15 protein-coding genes are annotated in these 18,538 nt (G+C 67.7%); 7 read left to right on the forward strand and 8 right to left on the reverse strand.

From position 1 onward, the window contains the following. Positions 1 to 233 precede the first annotated feature (233 nt). From CHC08_RS13205 to CHC08_RS13215, 3 genes are all read left to right on the forward strand, one after another. Positions 234 to 1,016, forward strand: coding sequence for an ABC transporter ATP-binding protein (locus CHC08_RS13205; RefSeq protein ID WP_089207536.1), 783 nt, complete (start codon positions 234 to 236; stop codon positions 1,014 to 1,016). Between the two features lie 5 nt (positions 1,017 to 1,021). Continuing rightward, positions 1,022 to 1,960, forward strand: a complete 939-nt coding sequence (locus CHC08_RS13210; protein ID WP_089207537.1) for an LLM class F420-dependent oxidoreductase — start codon at positions 1,022 to 1,024, stop codon at positions 1,958 to 1,960. A 237-nt stretch (positions 1,961 to 2,197) separates the two neighbouring features. After that, on the forward strand, positions 2,198 to 2,974 hold the full coding sequence (locus CHC08_RS13215) for a S1 family peptidase (RefSeq protein WP_089207538.1): 777 nt from the start codon (positions 2,198 to 2,200) through the stop codon (positions 2,972 to 2,974). 177 nt (positions 2,975 to 3,151) lie between these two features. Here the strand turns inward: CHC08_RS13215 and CHC08_RS13220 are convergent, their stop codons facing one another. Further along, positions 3,152 to 4,006, reverse strand: a complete 855-nt coding sequence (locus CHC08_RS13220) for an NAD-dependent epimerase/dehydratase family protein (protein WP_089207539.1) — start codon at positions 4,004 to 4,006, stop codon at positions 3,152 to 3,154. 635 nt (positions 4,007 to 4,641) lie between these two features. Here CHC08_RS13220 and CHC08_RS13225 point away from each other — a divergent pair. Next, entirely contained in the window at positions 4,642 to 4,935 is a 294-nt protein-coding gene (locus tag CHC08_RS13225; RefSeq protein WP_143653206.1) for a hypothetical protein, read from the forward strand. A gap of 1,058 nt (positions 4,936 to 5,993) precedes the next feature. Here the strand turns inward: CHC08_RS13225 and CHC08_RS13235 are convergent. After that, entirely contained in the window at positions 5,994 to 6,401 is a 408-nt protein-coding gene (locus CHC08_RS13235) for a hypothetical protein (RefSeq protein ID WP_089207542.1), read from the reverse strand. Between the two features lie 98 nt (positions 6,402 to 6,499). On the opposite strand from CHC08_RS13235, the gene CHC08_RS13240 reads away from it, so the two are divergent. Further along, positions 6,500 to 7,474: a GlxA family transcriptional regulator gene (locus CHC08_RS13240; RefSeq protein WP_089207543.1), complete on the forward strand. Its 975-nt coding sequence runs from the start codon at positions 6,500 to 6,502 to the stop codon at positions 7,472 to 7,474. Positions 7,475 to 7,595: 121 nt separating this feature from the next. Here CHC08_RS13240 and CHC08_RS13245 read toward each other — a convergent pair whose 3' ends face one another. After that, positions 7,596 to 8,897, reverse strand: coding sequence for a hypothetical protein (locus tag CHC08_RS13245; RefSeq protein WP_143653207.1), 1,302 nt, complete (start codon positions 8,895 to 8,897; stop codon positions 7,596 to 7,598). 249 nt (positions 8,898 to 9,146) lie between these two features. Between CHC08_RS13245 and CHC08_RS13250 the strand changes: the two genes are divergently transcribed. Further along, entirely contained in the window at positions 9,147 to 9,545 is a 399-nt protein-coding gene (locus CHC08_RS13250) for a YciI family protein (protein ID WP_089207545.1), read from the forward strand. A gap of 63 nt (positions 9,546 to 9,608) precedes the next feature. Beyond that, the gene (locus CHC08_RS13255) at positions 9,609 to 10,934 is read left to right on the forward strand and encodes an RNA polymerase sigma factor (RefSeq protein ID WP_089207546.1); all 1,326 of its coding nucleotides are present in this window, start codon (positions 9,609 to 9,611) and stop codon (positions 10,932 to 10,934) included. Here CHC08_RS13255 and CHC08_RS13260 read toward each other — a convergent pair. From CHC08_RS13260 to CHC08_RS13275, 5 genes are all read right to left on the reverse strand, one after another. Continuing rightward, complete coding sequence (locus tag CHC08_RS13260; RefSeq protein WP_089207547.1) at positions 10,866 to 11,492, reverse strand: TetR/AcrR family transcriptional regulator; 627 nt, start codon at positions 11,490 to 11,492, stop codon at positions 10,866 to 10,868. The genes CHC08_RS13255 and CHC08_RS13260 overlap by 69 nt on opposite strands. After that, positions 11,489 to 12,973 (reverse strand): MFS transporter, encoded by a 1,485-nt coding sequence (locus CHC08_RS13265; protein WP_245878291.1) that lies wholly within the window; start codon positions 12,971 to 12,973, stop codon positions 11,489 to 11,491. Before CHC08_RS13265 ends, CHC08_RS13260 begins: the two co-directional genes overlap by 4 nt. Positions 12,974 to 13,155: 182 nt before the next feature. Further along, on the reverse strand, positions 13,156 to 15,597 hold the full coding sequence (locus CHC08_RS13270) for an outer membrane protein assembly factor BamB family protein (RefSeq protein ID WP_179282024.1): 2,442 nt from the start codon (positions 15,595 to 15,597) through the stop codon (positions 13,156 to 13,158). Next, positions 15,588 to 16,415 carry a hypothetical protein gene (locus CHC08_RS49520; RefSeq protein ID WP_179282025.1) on the reverse strand — a complete coding sequence of 276 codons (828 nt, stop codon included), beginning with the start codon at positions 16,413 to 16,415 and terminating at the stop codon, positions 15,588 to 15,590. Before CHC08_RS49520 ends, CHC08_RS13270 begins: the two co-directional genes overlap by 10 nt. Further along, the gene (locus CHC08_RS13275) at positions 16,412 to 18,094 is read right to left on the reverse strand and encodes an outer membrane protein assembly factor BamB family protein (protein ID WP_089207550.1); all 1,683 of its coding nucleotides are present in this window, start codon (positions 18,092 to 18,094) and stop codon (positions 16,412 to 16,414) included. The genes CHC08_RS49520 and CHC08_RS13275 overlap by 4 nt, the downstream gene beginning before the upstream one ends. Positions 18,095 to 18,538 lie beyond the last annotated feature (444 nt).

Here is an 18,538-nt window from a genome sequence, read left to right on the forward strand (position 1 = left end):
GCGGGACGGCCCAGGGCCGAAGCCGTGGGTGAGGAACCTCGCGGACAGCGTACGAGGAAACCGCCCTGGGCGCGCGAGTCGCTTTATGGTGTGAATCATGCACAAACCGGTATTCATATATGTGAAATAGAATAAAACCGGCATTTCATATCCGAGGGCTGCCTTTCGTCGGGTGATCCAGATAATCTTGGTGAGATGTGGAATCACCGTCGCTGGATGGGGAGCCTGCCCGCATGATCCGACTCGCCGGTGTCTCCCGTACCTTCACCGGACGCTCCGGCACGGTGGAGGCACTACGCGGCATCGACCTGGACGTGGCGGAGGGCGAGTTCGTCGCGGTCGTCGGCCGATCGGGATGCGGGAAATCCACTCTCCTGCGACTCATCGCCGGCCTGCTTCCCGTCACCGAAGGCGAGATCACCGTCGCGGGCGAGCGGATCACCAAGGCCCGCCGCGACATCGCGATGCTGTTCCAGCGGCCCGCGCTGCTGCCCTGGCGGTCGGTGCTCGACAACGTGCTGCTGCCGGTGGAGATCTTCGGCTGGCGGCGGGCCGCGTACAGCGCCCGCGCCCAGGAACTGCTGGACATGGTCGGGCTGGGCGGCTTCGAGAAGCGTCTGCCGCACGAGCTCTCCGGCGGCATGCAGCAGCGGGTCTCGCTCTGCCGATCGCTGATCGGCGATCCCCGGGTGATGCTGATGGATGAGCCGTTCTCCGCACTCGACGCGCTCACCCGCGAGGAGCTGTCGGTGGAACTGCAGCGCGTCCACATGGAGAGCTCGGCCACCATCGTCTTCGTCACCCACTCCATCGACGAGGCGGTGCTGCTGGCCGACCGGGTGGTGGTGCTCAGCCCGCGACCGGGCCGGATCCGCAAGGTGGTCGACATCGACATCCCGCGACCACGCAGCCTGGGCCGTAACGCGCACCTGGAACAGGTCGCCCGGTGCAGTGCCGACCTGCACGAACTGCTGATGGAACGAGACGCTCCGGCGCCGGCCGGGGAAAGAGGATGACGAGCATGCGCGTGTGCGTCTTCACCGAGCCCCATCGCGGCGCCACCTACGACGACCAGCTGCGGATGGCCCGGCTGGCGGAGGACGGCGGGTTCGAGGGCTTCCTGCGCGCGGACCACTATCAGTCGATGGGCCCCGACGGCGGCCTGCCGGGTCCGACGGACGCCTGGACGACCCTGGCGGGCCTGGCCAGGGAGACCTCCCGGATCCGGCTCGGCACACTGGTCACCTCGGCGACCTTCCGGCTGCCCGGCCCGCTGGCGATGATCGTCGCGCAGGTGGACCGGATGAGCGGCGGCCGGATCGAGCTGGGCATCGGCGCGGGCTGGTACGAGCGGGAGCACACCTCGTACGGCATCCCGTTCCCCGGGCTCGGTGAGCGCTTCGACCGCCTGGAGGAGCAGCTCGCCATCGTCAGCGGGCTCTGGGCGACCCCGGTGGGATCCCTGTTCAGCCACCACGGCGACCACTACCGGCTGGTCGACGCGCCCGCCCTGCCCAAGCCGGTACAGGTGCCCGGTCCGCCGATCATCGTCGGCGGTCGCGGGCCGAAGCGCACCCCCGAGCTGGCCGCCCGCTACGCGGACGAGTTCAACATGCCGTTCAAGAGCGTGGCGGAGACCGCCGAGGCGTACGAGCGGGTCATCGAGGCCGGTGAGCGGACGGACAGGGCCGCCACCGGCCGCGCCCCGCTGACGCTCTCCGCGGGCATCGTCGTCGCGATCGGACGCGATGACGCAGAAGCCCGGCGCCGGGCCGCTCCGCTGCACGTGCCGAGCGCGCTGCCGCCGGAGGACCCGGTGATCGGTTCGCCCGCACAGCTGGTCGAGCGGATCGGCGAGTTCGCCGCGATCGGCACCACCCGGGTGCACCTGCGGCTGATCGACATGGACGACCTCGATCACCTGGAACTGATCGCCGCCGAGGTGCTGCCCCACCTGTAGGACGGGCGATGAGCGCGCCTGAGGTCGACCCGGCGGGCCCGAACCCGGCCGGATCGGCCCGCCCGGCCGGGAGGCCGACGAGGCCGGTCCCTTTCTTTCATGGATGGGACCGGCGAACAGGGATGGGACTGACGAGACAGAACGGGGTCAGGTTTCGGCAGGTACTCGACGCCTCCGGAAGTAGATCTTTTCTCCGCACTGTGTCATATAGAGGCCCTGTGTGCTTAAAGTCCTTTCATGCGTTTTGCTCCCTTTGTCCCGATTTTCGCCATACTGATCGCCGGTATGGCCTCCCCTGCCTGGGCCATCACCAACGGTTCCGCTGACGACGTCGCGCATCCGGAGGTGGGGGCCATCCTCGGCCACAAGCCGAACCCCGACGGCACGTGGACCTACTGCACCGGCACGCTGATCTCGCCGACCGTCTTCCTGACCGCCGCTCACTGCGGCGACCCGGGGGAGAAGACCGCCAGGGTCACGTTCTCCAGCCACTACAAGCATGGGGACAAGGTCTACACCGGTCGTTACGTGCCCGACTCGCGGTTCAAGGAGAAGAACGAGCTCTACGACATGGCGGTTGTCGTCTTCAGCACGGCCATCCCGGACATCAAGCCCGCCACCCTGCCCACCGAGAACATGCTCGACGATCTCAAGGCCGACAGCAGCCTGAAGACCTCGCAGTTCACCCCGGTCGGGTACGGCGCGGTGGGCCCGGTCAAGGGGACGCACGGCAGGGAGTTCAACTACAACGACACGCGTAGCCGGACGTCCATCTCCTTCGAGAAGCTCACCCGCTCGTGGCTCCAGCTGTCGGTGGACCACTCCAAAGGCGACGGCAGCACCTGTTATGGAGACTCGGGCGGCCCGAACTTCCTGGGAGACTCCACCTCGAACCTGCTCGTGGCCACGACGATCAGTGGAGACGACGACACCTGCAAGTCGACCAACATCGACTACCGCCTGGACACCCCTTCGGCGCGGCATTTCCTCAGCAAGTTCGTCACGCTCCCCTGACCTGGTTCCGCCGGTTCTGGTCCCACCGGGCCTCGGCCCGCGGACAACCCCGGTGGGAGGCGGAACCGCGTCGGGCGAGCCGATGGGTGCGGCCGCCGGTGCTCCGTCATGACGCGATGAATCCCCCCGCTCCGGCCGCGCCGATGAACGCCGACGGGTGCGGCCGGTGGCACCTCGTCATGACGCGGTGAATCCCTCCCGCCAGGACGGGTGGCGCGGAGTCCAGCCCAGGTGCTTGCGCGCGTAGTGATTGTCCGCGCCCCGCGCCCACTTGTGACGGACCGCCTCGGTGGCGCGTCGGGGTGCAGCCGCTCCCACCGACTGACAGAACGCCGGAACCCACTCGTATCCCGCGGCCGGCTCGTCGTCGCAGACATTCACCGCGCCCGAGGGCCACGCCAGAGCCGCCACCGCGGCCGCGGCGGCGTCCTCGACGTGTACGAAGCTGCTGACATCGGCGTCTGCGACCAGCTCACGCGCCTGGGCCCTGCCGGCAGCCAGCCCGCCGCGCGTGTACCAGGTGCCGGGGCCGTAGAACAGCCCGTAACGCAGCACCACCCACTCCGGAGCCTCCCGTACGGCGCCCTCCAGCGCGGCCACACCCCGTACGGCCGTCAGCCTGGGCATGCTCGCGTCCAGGTCCAGCGGTGTCCGCTCGGTGGCGGGATCATCCCCGCCCTCGTAGGCCCACGCGATGCTCTGCGCCACGATGCGGCTCACGCCCGCCGCCAGCGCGGCATTGGTCAGGTTGCGGGTGCCGGTCTTCCGCATCACCGCGTTGGACTCGCCGTTGCCGTCGCTCAGATCGGTCAGCTGATTCATGACGACCTCGGGCGCGGCACTCTGGACGGCCCGGGCGAGCGCGTCGACATCGTAGACATCGGCCACCGCCGCGTCCGCGCCCTGGGCGTGTAGTGCCGCCGCCCCCGCGGCTCGTCGTACCAGGCCGGTGACCTGGTGACCCTGCTCGATCAGCAGCGGCACGATCCGCCTGCCGATGACCCCGGTGGCCCCGGCCAGGAATATGCGCATGGCAAGAACTCTCTCGTCGCGTGTGGTGTGGAACGTCAGTACTGCCGCGGCGCGGCGTTCGAGCTCGTCGCCATCGCCTCGGCGGGCTCCGGGACGAACGGCGGGCGCTGTTCCGGCGGCATCGCCGGCGCCGAGTCGGTCGTTGTCATACCCGCCACACTAGGCATCGGTCGGACCAGACAAACAGGCCATTTATCGGCAAATTTGTCCTACCAATCAACAGAAACGTGTCGGCGACAGAGCGGCCCGCCGTCTCGTCGGGGCTCAACCGGACGGTGAGGAAGCGGGCGGAACACCCCGGATCCGCCGCCACCGTGGTTGTGGTCGCCGGTGGCGCAACCGCTCCGAAGCGGTGAATTCGCCGCCCCGCGTATGCCGGAGAAGAAGTGCGGGGGTGACACGGAGCCGGGCGCCCATCCGGGCTCATCATCTCTGCCATGGCGTAAATTCCGGCTTTCTTGCTCCGTAATGATCCCGGACCAAGCCTTTGTTCTCTCTGGGGAGACCGCCCATATGCCCCTCAACTAGCGTCTTTAGTGAGGACGCCGATTCGGCATATTTCCTGGAAACCGAGACGGTGCCCTGTAAGTCCAGGCAGCACGCAGGGATCAACCATCAGACACGGAGTGATTTTCATGGTGAAGCACGTTCTCGCCGCCGGAACATTGGTGGCTTCCAGTCTCATCGTCGCCCTGACGATGTCCGCCCAGCCCGCCGGCGCAAGCGTCGTAACCCAGGAAACCACGGCCGCATCCGTGCTCCTGAACGGCGGCCGTACCTACCACGACCCCTACGACCCCACCTATCCCTGGGGCGGCGGACCCTACCTTCACAGGAATTACGATGGCTCGGGCTACCACGTCCACCCGGGCAACCGCTGGGGCGGCGGCTATTACAACAATTACGGCTATTTCGGCCACATTCACTAGAAATAGTCCGATACAGGAGTAAATAGAGCGACTGGCCGGTGAGTTGAGGTGTGAACGGTCGTGGTCGACCACGTTCGCCGCGGCTCGTCACCTGCGACCTCAGGTGAGCCTGTCGCCCTGCGGCACCTCGGGTGGGCCCGCCCGAGGTGCTGTCCCGGGCGGAGAGAAGTCCTGTGAGTGCGCGGTCACGCGTCGAATCGCGCGCCCGGCAGGTCCTTCAAAGGGGTTTTCCACTCCTGGCCGGCGCATTCTTGATAACCATATTCATCGTCAATACCGGGTTTGTCGTCTCCGTTCCGATGTAACCTCCGGCTTTCTTTTTCGGTATTGATCCCGGACCAAGGCTTTGTTCTCCCTGGGGGGACCGACCAGATGTCCTCAACTAGCGTCTTTAATCAGGACGTCGATTCGGCATTTTTCGCGAACTCGGTCGGCGCTCGATAGTCCAGGCAGCATGCCGGGATCAACCATCAGACACGGAGTGATTTTCCATGGTGAAGCATGCCCTCGCCGCCGGAACATTGGTGGCCTCCAGTCTCATCGTCGCCCTGACGATGTCGGTCCAGCCCGCGGGCGCAAGCGCGACAACCCAGGAAGCAGCTCCTCCGTTGTCCGGAATACGGAATGACCCCCCACCCGGCGGTTGGGGTGACCGGCACCATGACGACCACTGGAACGACGGACGGCCCGATTGGCACGGCGGGCGACCCGACTGGCACGGCGGGCGACCCGACTGGCACCATGACGATCACTGGCATGCCGGGCGGCCCGACTGGCATCACGACGATCACTGGCACGGTGGACGGCCCGACTGGCACCATGACGATCACTGGCACGGCGGACGACCCGACTGGCACCATGACCACCGCGGTCCTTTCACTCGCTAGAACCACGTCGGCAGCGGCAGAGGGTAGTGATTGACCGGCGAGCCGAGGTGCGAGCGGCACCGGTCGTGGCCGGCCACGACCGGTGCCGCTCGTCGCCCCGTGAAACTCCCGGACGGGCCTCCGGTTCGGAGAGGGGGCTCGGATACGTGATCGGACGGGCGCCCGCCGACGTCAGCCGGCACATCCGGCGTACTCGTCGAGACGCCAGAGCATGACGACCAGCATCAGCGGAAACATCGCCACGTGGGCGAGGCCCATCAAGGACCCACCGTCGATGAGGCCCATCCAGAGCAGCGGGAACAGCGGCAGCGCGGGAGCGAACATGGAGCCGCACATCTCCAGGGTGCGGGCCCAGCCGTGGCCGCGATAGCGCATCCAGGCGGCCATGCCGACGGACATGTCGAACGCCATCAGCAGGTAGGCGAGCTCGGGGTCCCGCTCGTGCGAGAAGCCGAGCCCGACAGCGGACAGGAGCATCCCAAGGATGATCATTCCGGCGAACATCGCGATGATCATCTCGACGTAGTGCCAGGCGAATCGGCGCCACCTGCGGCGGGTGATCGGTGCTGTCTGACTCATGGCTCAACGGTGTCGCCATGCCGGCCGCGCGCCCAGAAAGACGAATGTACAGGTCTGGAAACCTGGGCACCCTGTCCTTTCTGACATAGGTTCGCCCCATGATCGAACGGCGCATCGCCGTCGTCGGGTACGACGCGGCAGAACTGCTCGACATCGCCTGCGTGACAACGAGCCTGGAGATGGCGAACGCGCACGGCGCCAGGCCCGTCTACCGCGTGCGCCTGATCACCCCGGGAGGCCATCCCATCACCTGCGGCACCGGCCTGACGCTCCACGCGCAGGAGGCACTCGAACGGATCACCGGGCCGCTCGACACGCTCATCGTGTCGGGGGGCGTCGGGCATGAGGCGGCGGCCGGAAATCGGTTGATCCTCGGTCACATCCGCCGCCTGTCGCGCGAGAGCCGCCGCGTCGCGTCAGTGTGCACCGGGGCCGACGTCCTGGCCGCCGCGGGTCTGCTCGACGGCCGGCGCGCCACCACCCACTGGGAGCAGGCGTACGATATCGCCGCCCGTCATCCGAAGGTCCTCTTCGATCCCAGCCCGATCTTCATTCGCGACGGGAACACCTACACGGCGGCCGGCGTCACCAGTGCCCTGGACCTCACGCTCGCCTTCATCGAGGAAGACCATGGCGCCGAGCTGGCGCGGCGAGTGTCGCGGAGCCTGGTGACCTACCTGCAGCGGCCCGGCAACCAGGCGCAGATGAGCATGTTCACCGTCGCCTCGCCGCCGGTGAACAGCCTGGTCAAGAAGGTGGTCGACCATGTCACGGGTCACCTGGACGCCGACCTGACCACGGTCGCGCTGGCGGCCGGCGCGGGCGTGAGCGGACGGCACCTGACCCGGCTGTTCCTCAGACACCTCGGACAGACACCGGGCCGGTTCGTCCGGCAGGCCCGTACGGAGGCCGCCGCGCACCTCCTGGTCTCCACCTCCCTGCCCATGGCCGGTGTGGCGGCCCGCTGCGGGTTCGGGACGGCCGAGACCCTGCGCCAGGCGTTCGTCAAGCAGTACGGGATCTCACCCTCGCAGTACCGATCCACGGCGACGTCCACGACGCCGACCGCGTAGTGCCCTCACCGCGGGGAAAGCGGCAGACCAGGCGAAGCGGGAAGATAGCAGACCAGGTGAAACGCGCCCTCCGAACGTCACGTGGCCGCGTTCCGGGAGCCGCTCCGCTCCGCGACGCGTCTCAGGGGGCGATCGTCCGGGCGTAGACGGCAGAGGTGGAGGCGGTCAGCGTCACATCCGACGGGTAGGCCGCGCCCACTCCCCAGATCTTCTCCGGTGTCGCGGCCAGATCGTTCAGGGACACACGCCCGCCGGAAACCTCCGGTAGGGACACCGATGACGATCCGTCCGCGGCGAGCGACAGGACCGAGGTCGTGTGGATGTCCGCGCCGGAGTCGTCGTCGGCGGGCCAGACGATGACGTGAGCGCCACCGCGCCCATCGGGTACGGCTTCGCGGAGCCGCCACGTGGGCGGTACGGTCACCGCGCGCCACGAGCGCCCATCCCAATGGGCCGCCACGGGAAGGCTCCGCGGCCGTTCGCCCTCACCGGACTCCTCCTGACGCTCCGTCCGGGAGCCGAAGACCCAGACGTCGTCTTCGCCGCCGGTGACCAGGTTCTCCAGTTGCAGGTACCCCTCCTCGTCGTCAGCGGGGAAGATCTCGCCGAAGGAGACACGCGTCCAGCCGGTTCCGTCCGAGCGGAAGAGTCCCGTGGCCCTCCGCGCGCCTTCCCCCGACGTGCCGACCGTCCACAGGGTGCCCGGTGAGGTCGCGCCGATCGCCAGGCCGAGCACTCCGTCGGGCAGCGGCACCTCCCGCCAGCCGGTTCCGTCGAAGAACCAGGCCACGGCCGCGTCACGGGAGGGGAGAGCCCAGACGTGCGTGCCGTCCAGCACCTCGATCTGCCCCACCGTGAACGGAAACTCCTTCGAGACCGTCCAGCGGACGCCGTCCCAGTGGAGGGCGGAGGAGGCTCTCTCGGTGTTGACGTGCAACCAGACGTCGTCGGGCGCGGAGGAGCCCGCGTCGACGACGGAGCCCTTGACGCCGCCCGGCAGCGCGCTCTCCACCCACTGCCAGCCGTCCCACCTGAGCGCGAGAAGGGAAGCGTTCGAGCCTCCGGCCCGCCCGAACGCCCAGGCGTCGTCCTCGGCGGGAGCCACCACGTGCGTCAGCGAGTCGAAGACGCCGTAGTCCGCGAGGTGGACGAGCTTCCAGGGATCGCCCGTGAGCGGAATGTTCACCGGGTCCTTCGCCGAGGCCGCGTGGTCGGGATAGATGAAGTCGAACGCACCTGTTACGTCCTTTTCGTCCTCGGGAGGCGAGGGAGGGGGAGTCATCTCCGGCTGAGCCGCCGCGGTTGTCGCGACATTCTCTGTTCTCCGCTCCGCCGAGGGTTGCCGCCCTGCCGAGCCGCAACCGGCGACCGCCAGACCGAAAGCGGTGATCAGCACGGCAAGTCCCTTTGATTCACGGAGCATTCCGTGATGATAGGAGCCGGATGCGCTCGGGACCGAGGGAAGGACACATTCACGTGTGGCCGGACAGGAAGCCGACCTCACCGTGAGGATGGCGGGCCGTTCCAGCGGCGGCCTCGGTCGACCCTCGGGGCACGCCGTACGGACTCGGGCTGATTTTTCTTTCCCGGATGTCCGCCAGGATGTCGAGACCGAGGGAGCGTGCTTCTACCTATACGTGAAAGCGTCGGCGAGAACGTAAGGGACGATGACATGAAATACATGATGCTGATGCAGTTCAGCGAGCAGAACGACCTCCAGCCGATGCACACCTGGGCCCCGGAGGACGTCAAGGCACATATCGAGTTCATGCACACCACGAACGAGAAGCTCACCGCCGCCGGGGAGTTCGTGGAGGCGCAGGGACTGGCCGCCCCGGATCAGGGCCGGATCGTGCGGGCGAACGGTGACGGCCCTCCCATCGTCACGGACGGTCCGTATCCCGAGACGAAGGAGTTCCTGGTCGGCTACTGGATCGTCGACTGCGAGAGCATGGAGCGGGCGATCGAGCTCGCCGCGTACGTCTCGGCCGCACCCGGCCCCGGCGGCAGGCCGTTCAACATGCCGATCGAGGTGCGCCAGGTGATGTCGGCCAGGTCCGAGGAGCTGTGACCGTTGAATGCCGATCGGGGCGTGCCGGGTGAGGCGCCGGTCATGTCCGAGGGACCGTGACCGATGAGTGATCCGGCCGTCGACGACCTGCTGCGCGAACTCGCGCCGCAGGTCGTCGGCGTGCTCACCCGGCGCTTCGGAGATTTCGACGCCGCCGAGGACGCGGTCCAGGAGTCACTGCTGGACGCCGCGGCCCAGTGGGTCGAGGAAGGCGTGCCGGGCAACCCGCGGGGCTGGCTCATCCAGGTCGCGTACCGCCGGATGATCGAGCAGCTGCGCAACGAGCAGGCCCGCCGCCGCAGGGAGGAACGGGTGGCCACGCGGGAGCCCCCGGACCGGCGGGTCTCGCCGTCGGCGGACGACGCGTACGAGACGGACCGGGACGACACGCTGATCATGTTGTTCCTGTGCTGCCACTCCGAGCTGACCCCGACCTCGGCGATCGCCCTCACCCTGCGCTCCGTGGGCGGTCTGACCACGGCCGAGATCGCCAAGGCCTTCATGGTGCCCGAGACGACGATGGCGCAGCGGATCAGCCGGGCCAAGCAGCGCATCAAGGCGTCCGGCGTCCCGTTCCGCATGCCGGCCCCCGGGGAGCGGGCGCGGCGGCTCGGCTCGGTGCTGCACGTCCTGTACCTCATCTTCAACGAGGGCTACGCCAGCAGCGCGGGCCCCGACCTGCAACGCGTGGAGCTCTCCCGCGAGGCGATCCGGCTGGCCAGGATGCTCCACGGGCTGCTCCCCGACGACTGCGAGGTGGCCGGGCTGCTCGCGCTGATGCTGCTCACCGATGCCAGGCGCCCCGCACGGACCGGTGCGGGCGGCGTCCCGATCCCGCTGTCCGAACAGGACCGGAGCCTGTGGGACGGCGAGGCCGTCACCGAAGGGGTCGCGCTCGTCACCGGCGCCCTGGCCAGGGGCGCGGTCGGCCCCTACCAGCTCCAGGCGGCGATAGCCGCGGTCCACGACGAGGCGGCGACGGCCGAGGAGACCGACTGGCCGCAGATCCTGGCGCTGTACGGCCTGCTGGAACGCATGTCCGACAACCCCGTGGTCTCGCTCAACCGTGCCGTCGCCGCCGCCATGGCGCACGGCGCCGCGATCGGCCTCGACATGCTCAGGGCACTCGCCGCGGACGGGCGCCTGGCGGGAAATCACCGCTTCTACGCGGCCCGGGCCCACCTTCTGGAGATGGCCGGCGACCGGCAGGCCGCCGTCGACGACTACCGGACGGCGGCGAGCCGTACGACGAGCATCCCGGAGCGCGACTATCTCACCACCCGCGCCGCCCAGCTCGCCGCGGTGGACCACCGCTCCCGCTCAGCCGGTGACCAGGCGCTGGAGCGCGGGAGCGTAGAGGTCGGCCAGGTGCTCGGGGGTGGCCAGTGATCCGGCGCCCGAAGGGTGGAGGCTGAGGGTGGCGCCCAGACCGAGCAGCTGACCGGCGATCAGCTCGGCTCGCAGGGCGGGCTCGGGGCCGGTGAGCAGGGCGGTCAGCCGCGAGGTGACCTGCTCGCGGAAACGCTCCCGCAGGAGGGAGCGCTCGTCGCTGTTGCCCAGGGAGAACACGACGCGCAGCAGCGGGTCTCCCTGCTGCGCGCGACGGCTGCGCACCACCGTCAGGACCAGGTGCCTGCCGAGCGTGCCGAGGGGCGCCGCGAAGAGTTCGTCGGCCGCCGGTTCGAAGTCGGCGACGGTGTTGAACAGCTGTTCCTTGCTGCCGAAGTGCTTGACGATGAGCGACGCGCTCACCCCGGCGTCGGCGGCGATGCCCCGCAGGGTCACCTCGGCGTAGGGGCGCAGGGCGAACGCCCGCCGGGCGGCGCGCACGATGGCGCCGCGGCCCGTGCCGGCATCGGCGGCGGGGCCCGTACCGGCGGCGGGGCCCGTACCGGCGGCGGTGGCGGCCCCGGTGTCCGTCGCCTCGTCGGTGGCGTGCCCGGTCATACGTGCTCCTGGGCGAGTGCCGTCGGCGGACGCCCTGCCGCGTCCGTCATCCGGTCCTGTCCGACGGTAGTCGAAACCGGTGCCGTACGGCCCGGTAGGCACAGCGTGACGATCAGGGCGAGGAGCGCCGCGCCGGCGGCGATGAGGAAGACCAGCAGGTAGGCGTGGAGGGTCGGTGCGGTGTGGCCGCCGACCTGGAAGGTGATGTTGGCCAGGACGGCGGCGACGACCGCGCTGCAGAAGGCCTGCCCGATCGATCGCATCAGCGTGTTGAGGCCGTTGGCCGCGCCGGTCTCGCTGACCGGCACCGCGCGCATCACGAGCGCGGGCAGCGCGGAGTAGGCGATGGCCGTGCCCGCCGCCACCACGGTGGCGCCGAGAATGATCGTCCACAGCTGGTGGCTGGTGAAGAAACGCACCACGTAGCCCACGGCCATGAAGGCCGAGGCGAGCGCCAGGGTGACCTTGGGGCCGTAGCGCGCCGAGATCCTGGCGGACACCGGAGACAGCGCCACCATCGCGAGGCCGCCGGGCAGCAGGCACAGACCGCTGACGACGATGGACGCGCCGAGACCGTAACCGGTGCTCGTGGGCTCCTGCACCATCTGGGCGGTGACCAGGGAGTTGGCGTAGAAAGCGAAGCCGATCAGCATGGCGGCGAGGTTCGTCAGCAGCACCGCGGGCCGTGCGGACACCCGCAGGTCGACGATGGGGGAGGAGGCGCGCAGCTCGTAGACGCCCCAGAGCAGGGCGGCCACCACGGCCACCGCGAGCAGCCCGAGGGTCCGGACGGACGTCCAGCCCCAGTCGCCGCCCTGGGTGACCGCCACCAGCAGGCTGACCAGGGCGGCGGTCAGGCCGAGGGTGCCCAGGACGTCGAAGTGGCCGCGCGAGCGCAGCGGCGACTCGGGCACAAAACACAGCACCAGCACGATGTCGAGCAGGCCGATGCCGGCCGACGCCCAGAACATGATGTGCCAGTCGGCGTGTTCGACGACGAGGGCGGCGACGGGCAACCCGACGGCCGCGCCGATGCCCAGCGTCGAGCTCATCAGCGCGACCGAGGGCAGGATCCGCTCGGGTGCGAGTTCGTCCCGCATGATGCTGATGCCCAGCGGCACCACGGCCAGCGCCGCGCCCTGCAGGGCGCGGCCCGCGATGAGCACCCCGATGTGCGAGCTGAGGGCGCACATCACGGAGCCGGCGGCCAGTACGCCGAGGGAGGCCAGCAGCACCCTGCGCTTGCCGTACATGTCGCCGACCCGTCCGAGGACGGGCGTGCAGACGGCGCCGGTGAGCAGGGTGACGGTGATCAGCCAGCTGGCGGCGGTGGGGGTGCTGCCGGTGAGCCGGGGGATGTGCGGCAGGAGCGGTACGACAAGTGTCTGCATGACGGCCACCACCACGCCGCAGAACGCCAGGACGGCGACGAGAAAACGCGGGTGGGACGCCTCGACGGGTTCGGTCATCGCTTCGGGCACGGTTCTCCGTAGGTCGTGAGACGGCATGGGGTGCACAGACGTTCACCTCAAGGGTAAACGCCTGTGCACCCCATATGGGACTCGGCCGGAGAAATGCGAACGCCGGCCCGCCGCTCGCGGAGCGGAACGACGGGCGGAGGGGGCTACCTCACCCGGTCGCGTTCAACGCGCCGGGGTCCTGGTCACCGGGGTGGGACAGGGCCGTCGAGAGACGGGGCATGAGACAGGGTCACATCCAGCCCCGACCCGCTCGTGCCGGGATCGGAGAGCGCGAAGAGGGTCCGGAGGTCCGTACCGGCGAGGGTGATGACCTTTGCGGATGATTTTCGCGCGTCGATCCGCCATGCGATCAGATGGGAGTCGTCATACCAACCGATCAGGTTGTTCGGGAGAACGGGAACGTGCGCGATCGTTTCGCCGGTTTCCCTGTTCACGACACATATCTCGTGTTGTTCCCTCACGCACTGCACCGCCAGCAGGCGACCCGACGGGGAGACCGGCATGTCGGCCGCGCCGATGGGCCGTGCGCGCACCCGAAGCGTTCTGACCGGCTTACCGGTGAGGTCAAACGCGGTCAGTCGCATGCGGCTTTCCTGCTCGGGCCTGCCGTACAGCGCGACCACTTCATTGTCTCCGCCCCAGCCGAACCGTCCGTCGACGCGATATCCCTTGGGGATCAGGTGAACGCTCGCCTTTCCGGCCGCGGGGTCGATGATCGCGAATCCGGCCGGGTCGTCGGCCCCGGGCCGCTCGATGGTCATCAACAGGTGCTTGCCATCGGCGGACCAGTACGGGTCCACGGCACCCAGAGGCGCCTTCACCGTGGGGATGACCCGGCGGGCTCCGGTGGCACGGCTTGTCATCCGTACCAGGTCATGGTCGCCGGCCGCGGGGTAGTTGGGCGACAGGGAGGCGCTCCACGCGCCGTCCGGGGAAACGGTGCCGGCGCCACCGGCGGTGTACGTGCGGGACCCGTCCGTACGGGTGTAGGTCTTGCCGCCGAAGGTGAAGCTCCGGAGCCGCACCGGATCGGAGGGCTGATCGACCACGAACAGCGGGGTGCGGGCCACCCGCGTGACCGGCCCGCCCTGTCCCGCCACAGGCGGCACCGCGGCCTTCGGCGCGCCCGTCGCCCGGGGGAGACGGGCGCCGATGGTCGCGGCGATGCCCTTCAACGTGCCGCGCAGGCGCTCGTCCCCCGTACTGAGGTCCACGAGCAGGCTGCCGACCCTCATGGTGAGACGGCGCGGGAGATCCTGATCGATAACCGCCTGGTCCCCGACTCCCTCGATGAAAATGCCCTGAGCAGCCATTTCCCCCTGCTCCATGAGGGTCGCGGCGTCTCCGGGCGTGGACATGACGGCCGCGACCGTGACCGACAGCGACGCGCCTCGGTGGTCGGTGAAAGCGCACCGCTGGGCGGTCACCCGGTCGACGGGGCTGGGCTGGATCCGGAACGAGGACGGAACGGGCAGGGAGCACGCGTCCGGCCAGGTGTCACGCGGCGGTGCGTCCTGGCGTCCCAGGTCGCCTCCCAGGCTGGAGACGCGCAACTGCCCGGTCCCGCCCGGCCACCACGTCGAGGCGAGATAGAGGTGAGCCGGATCCCGGCTGAAAATCTGGCCGTCGACCGGGAGCGACACCGATCGGAGCGTGCGACCGCCGGCGGGGTCGATCTCGCTGAACTGCAGGGGTCGCGACGACGTGGTGACGCGGATACGCGAAGGTTCGACGGCTCTGACGTCGAGCGCGGTCAGGTCATCGCGCTTCCAGGCGGAGGCCCCGGTCGCACGGTCGACGCCTTCGACCACGGGGTGCGGGTCACCGTACAAGATGATCAATTTCCCGCCTGACTGTATGAGGGAACAGCCGTTCCAGCACCCTCCTCGCTCGACGATGAGCCGTCCCTTTCCGTCATAGGCGGACAAGGTCTCGCCGTGCAGGACACTGACCACGTCCTCGTGGATTCTGGCGGTCACATTGTCGGACGCGGGCAGGGTACGGCGACCGCGAATGCGGCCGCTCAGCGGATCGACGAACAGGACCGTCGCCGTGTCACCTTCGTTCATGGCGATCACGGCTGTTTCCCGAGTCGCGCCGGAAGCGCTGAGATCGCACTTCTTCTTTCCGCACTCCGAGCTGGTCCACAGGGTCACGCCGCTGACCGGATCCAAGCCGGTCAGCCGGCCGGCGTTCTGATCCCAGACCATGATGACGGGTGCGGGATCGCCGCCGCTCCGCCAGTCTCCAGCGGATCGCATACCGTCACGACGCCATCGCAGGCGTCCCGTTGCCAGGTCGATGCCGGCGATGAATTCGGTGCCGTCACCGGTCGACGGCACGGTGAAGTGCCCGACCAGAACGCCGGTCGACGACGCCCAATCCCGGAGGCTGCCCATGAGGGGAGACTGGCGCCACCGGAGGCGGCCTGTGGAAATATCGTAAACGCTTAGTCCATAGGAAGACTTCATCACGAGGTGATTGCCGATGAAGCCCAGTTCCGGGGAGTTGTCAATGCGCTCGGAGATGGTCCACAACGGATGGATCCGCGCGGGCGCCTGATCGCCGCCGGCCGCCACGCCGACGAACAACAGGAACACCGCGAACACGACCCTCAGTCGCATGACGCCTTCCTGGAGATCTTTCTGAACATTCTGTCGATGCGGTTGGGCGTCTCGAAAGCGATGCCGTACTTCTTGACCGGTCCGGAAACGCGAAAAGGCTGCCCATTGCTCTGCGCCGCATAGGTCCGTTGAAGGGCTGATCCACTTCCGTAGTCGTACAGCACCTCGACGTCCCATTCGTAGGCGGCCTCCTGGGCCCCTACCACGAGGTTTACGGTAAGGCGTTCGTCCTGTTTGAGATCGACGATTTTCTCAAGAAACTGACTGCGGCCCTTCGGGGGCCGAAGATTGTCCAGGTCGGCCTCGACCACCTGTTGCAGGGCCTCTCCCTCCGGCGGCGGGAAAACCAGGCATGTTCCTGAAGGGCGCTGGATGCTGGACAGGATATGGGGACGCACGTCCAGGATTCGTACAGACTTGCTGCGTCGTCCCCCGATCGTCACGCTTACCGTCATCACCCGGAGCTTGAACGGCGGATGCCGCAGGAACAATTGGTTGAGCTCAACGTCGCTGGGACCGCTGGTCAGCAATCCGTAGTCACTGCCGCTGCTCAGTTTGTCATTGAACGCCAAAATATCATCAGGCCAGATACTTGAGTCCGCTACCACGTGAATGGGCGGCGAGCCGCCCAGATCACTGACGGTGTCCACCGTCCACGGCCACGCCCCGCTGATACCGGCTGTGATCAGTGTGGCGAAGCCCGCCCCGACGGCGCCCAGAAACCATACCCACAGACGCCGCGCCGGGGGCTGCGGTGCTTCCTGCTCGTCAGGGGTTTCCGGCGGAGCAATGTGATCGGCAGGTGGGCCGGCGGTCATCGCTGTTGCTCCTTCAGCTGTTTTACGATGCGTCGCATAATGCGAAGGGTCAAATCTGGCTTTTTATCTGTGTAGAGGCGAAAAATGGCTGCTCCCACGCGAAATTTCACCGTGTCGGAGAGCGGGCCGGACCGATACCCTTCATCGGCCTCCGCGATGGGAGAATCACCATCGTCCATGGCAATCTCCGAAAGATATCGATGTGCCTGGCTGGAATCGGGAAACACCCACATCACGTCCAGCCCGACATGGGGCCCGTCGTTGTCGTGGGGTTCCAGGTAGCATCGCACCGGGCGATCCAAGCCGAGAAGAGGAGAAACCTCCGCCGGCACCCGCCGGTAAGTGATGCCCCCCATCGACTCGGGCAACAATTCACACGCGTCGGGCCAGGCCTCCGTCGGCACCAGTCCTCGTACGGCCTGAGCAGGGGTCACGTCCGGCCGATCTCGAACCTCATACGCCGCCAACGTCGTATCGGGGCCTTCCAGGGAAACGTCAAAAAGAAAAACGTCATCCCATGCGTTTTTCAGTTCGTCCTCCTGAAACACGGGACCTATCGGTTGTGGAACCCGGTCCGTCTCGTCCACCCTGTACAAGATTGACGCGCGCGGGCCGCCGGTCAATGAGGAGTCGAAATACAGCCGTCGTCCTCCGAAGAGAAGGCCGTCGTTGGGATAGGACCCTCGATCTTGGCCGGATGCGATGTCTGCCAGGGTTACGGTGGGGACCGTGGCAAGCGTTTGCGTCGAGGTGGACATTCCGATGACCCCCGCACCCACCGCCACCTTCCCTCGCTCGACCCAGTTGTTGCGATAGAGAGCGGTTCCGCCCATATCAAGCAGGGTGATCGACGTAGCGCCGATGACTTCGACGACCGAATCACGTAATGCCACGTCCTCCGGTTTTCCCGTCGGCAGCGCGTGCGTCCACATCACTCGGCCGTTCATCGGATCAAGCGCCCACAGAGTCGTCGGCCGGGTGCCACACGTGACCAGGACGGCCACCATCCGGTTGCTCACCGCGGGGGTGCCTCCGAGATCGCAGCCGGACCACAGCCGTTTGCGCCAACGTCGGACACCCGTATGGACGTCGACCGACATGACGTCTCCACGCCGGGGATACAGAAGGAACGCCTGACCGGCAGAGGCTCCGATCAGATTGAAATATCCGTCATCCGTCACATACGGCGATGTCAATGACCACAGCTGAATCCCGGTCCTGGCATCGAAGGTGTATACGGTGGTGCGCTCATCGGAGTAACTCTCGTCCGCGTCGTAGGGCGCGCTGGTCGACGTGCTGACAACCCCGTCGTCTGATGACCAGGTAATGAACGACTCGTTTTCGCCGAGGAAATCCTTGCCCCAGGTCCAGAGCTTCTTCCCCGTATACGTGTCCCTGGCCTCCAGGGTCCGGCCGTGGGCCAGAAGCAGGGTGTCCCGCACGCGATATGAGTCGGACAGTTCCGCTTTCAGATCCTCACGCCACAGCGGCACCATGACGGGGTGGGTGGCGATGGGAACGGTGTCTCGCCGGTGTGCGGGAGGCGCTTCCCGAGGAGGAAGGACGATAACGCAGGAAGAGATCAGCAGACTGCAAAGCGTGAAGCGCACGGCCTTCCCACGCGCGCGCCCCAGCACGATCTGCCCCCAACCTGATCCTCGTCCCATGATGATCCACATTGCTGATCTTGTCCTGTGACAAGGCGGGATGTATCCCACTTGTAACAGGACGGCGCTCGGTAACCCCGAGAAGGAAATGAGAGTTTTTGCAGGCTGTGAAGTCGCTTCGGTGCTGCGGGCTTCCGGGATTTCCGACCGGGCGGCGGCATGGTCGTCTTCTTGGATGGTTTGCGAGCTTGGTTGCCGCCTGTATTCAGCGGGGCCGAGCCGTGTATTGACGGCGGGATGGACGGTGAAACCCCTGGATGAAGCCGAATGCGGTCCGCCATAGGCGCCGGCCTGGGACGGAAGATCCCACGCTTTCAATGGGCTCGCACAATGAATCCGCGGAACGATAAGCGGGGTGTGCCATTTCGTGATCAGCGGTGGTTAGGGGACAATAACGTGCGGCTGTGGCGGCCCGGCGACCCCGGCAGCGGGCTCCGCGCCTGCGGCGGGCCGGTC

Source organism: Streptosporangium subroseum, assembly GCF_900188345.1.
GTDB classification, from domain to species: Bacteria; Actinomycetota; Actinomycetes; order Streptosporangiales; family Streptosporangiaceae; genus Streptosporangium; species Streptosporangium subroseum.

Bases quoted from the DNA above. Each gene is read 5' to 3' on its own strand.
- CHC08_RS13205 (WP_089207536.1), top strand. From the start codon at position 234: ATGATCCGACTCGCCGGTGTCTCCCGTACCTTCACCGGACGCTCCGGC.
- CHC08_RS13210 (WP_089207537.1), top strand. From the start codon at position 1,022: ATGCGCGTGTGCGTCTTCACCGAGCCCCATCGCGGCGCCACCTACGAC.
- CHC08_RS13215 (WP_089207538.1), top strand. From the start codon at position 2,198: ATGCGTTTTGCTCCCTTTGTCCCGATTTTCGCCATACTGATCGCCGGT.
- CHC08_RS13220 (WP_089207539.1), bottom strand. From the start codon at position 4,006: ATGCGCATATTCCTGGCCGGGGCCACCGGGGTCATCGGCAGGCGGATC.
- CHC08_RS13225 (WP_143653206.1), top strand. From the start codon at position 4,642: ATGGTGAAGCACGTTCTCGCCGCCGGAACATTGGTGGCTTCCAGTCTC.
- CHC08_RS13235 (WP_089207542.1), bottom strand. From the start codon at position 6,401: ATGAGTCAGACAGCACCGATCACCCGCCGCAGGTGGCGCCGATTCGCC.
- CHC08_RS13240 (WP_089207543.1), top strand. From the start codon at position 6,500: ATGATCGAACGGCGCATCGCCGTCGTCGGGTACGACGCGGCAGAACTG.
- CHC08_RS13245 (WP_143653207.1), bottom strand. From the start codon at position 8,897: ATGCTCCGTGAATCAAAGGGACTTGCCGTGCTGATCACCGCTTTCGGT.
- CHC08_RS13250 (WP_089207545.1), top strand. From the start codon at position 9,147: ATGAAATACATGATGCTGATGCAGTTCAGCGAGCAGAACGACCTCCAG.
- CHC08_RS13255 (WP_089207546.1), top strand. From the start codon at position 9,609: ATGAGTGATCCGGCCGTCGACGACCTGCTGCGCGAACTCGCGCCGCAG.
- CHC08_RS13260 (WP_089207547.1), bottom strand. From the start codon at position 11,492: ATGACCGGGCACGCCACCGACGAGGCGACGGACACCGGGGCCGCCACC.
- CHC08_RS13270 (WP_179282024.1), bottom strand. From the start codon at position 15,597: ATGCGACTGAGGGTCGTGTTCGCGGTGTTCCTGTTGTTCGTCGGCGTG.
- CHC08_RS49520 (WP_179282025.1), bottom strand. From the start codon at position 16,415: ATGACCGCCGGCCCACCTGCCGATCACATTGCTCCGCCGGAAACCCCT.
- CHC08_RS13275 (WP_089207550.1), bottom strand. From the start codon at position 18,094: ATGTGGATCATCATGGGACGAGGATCAGGTTGGGGGCAGATCGTGCTG.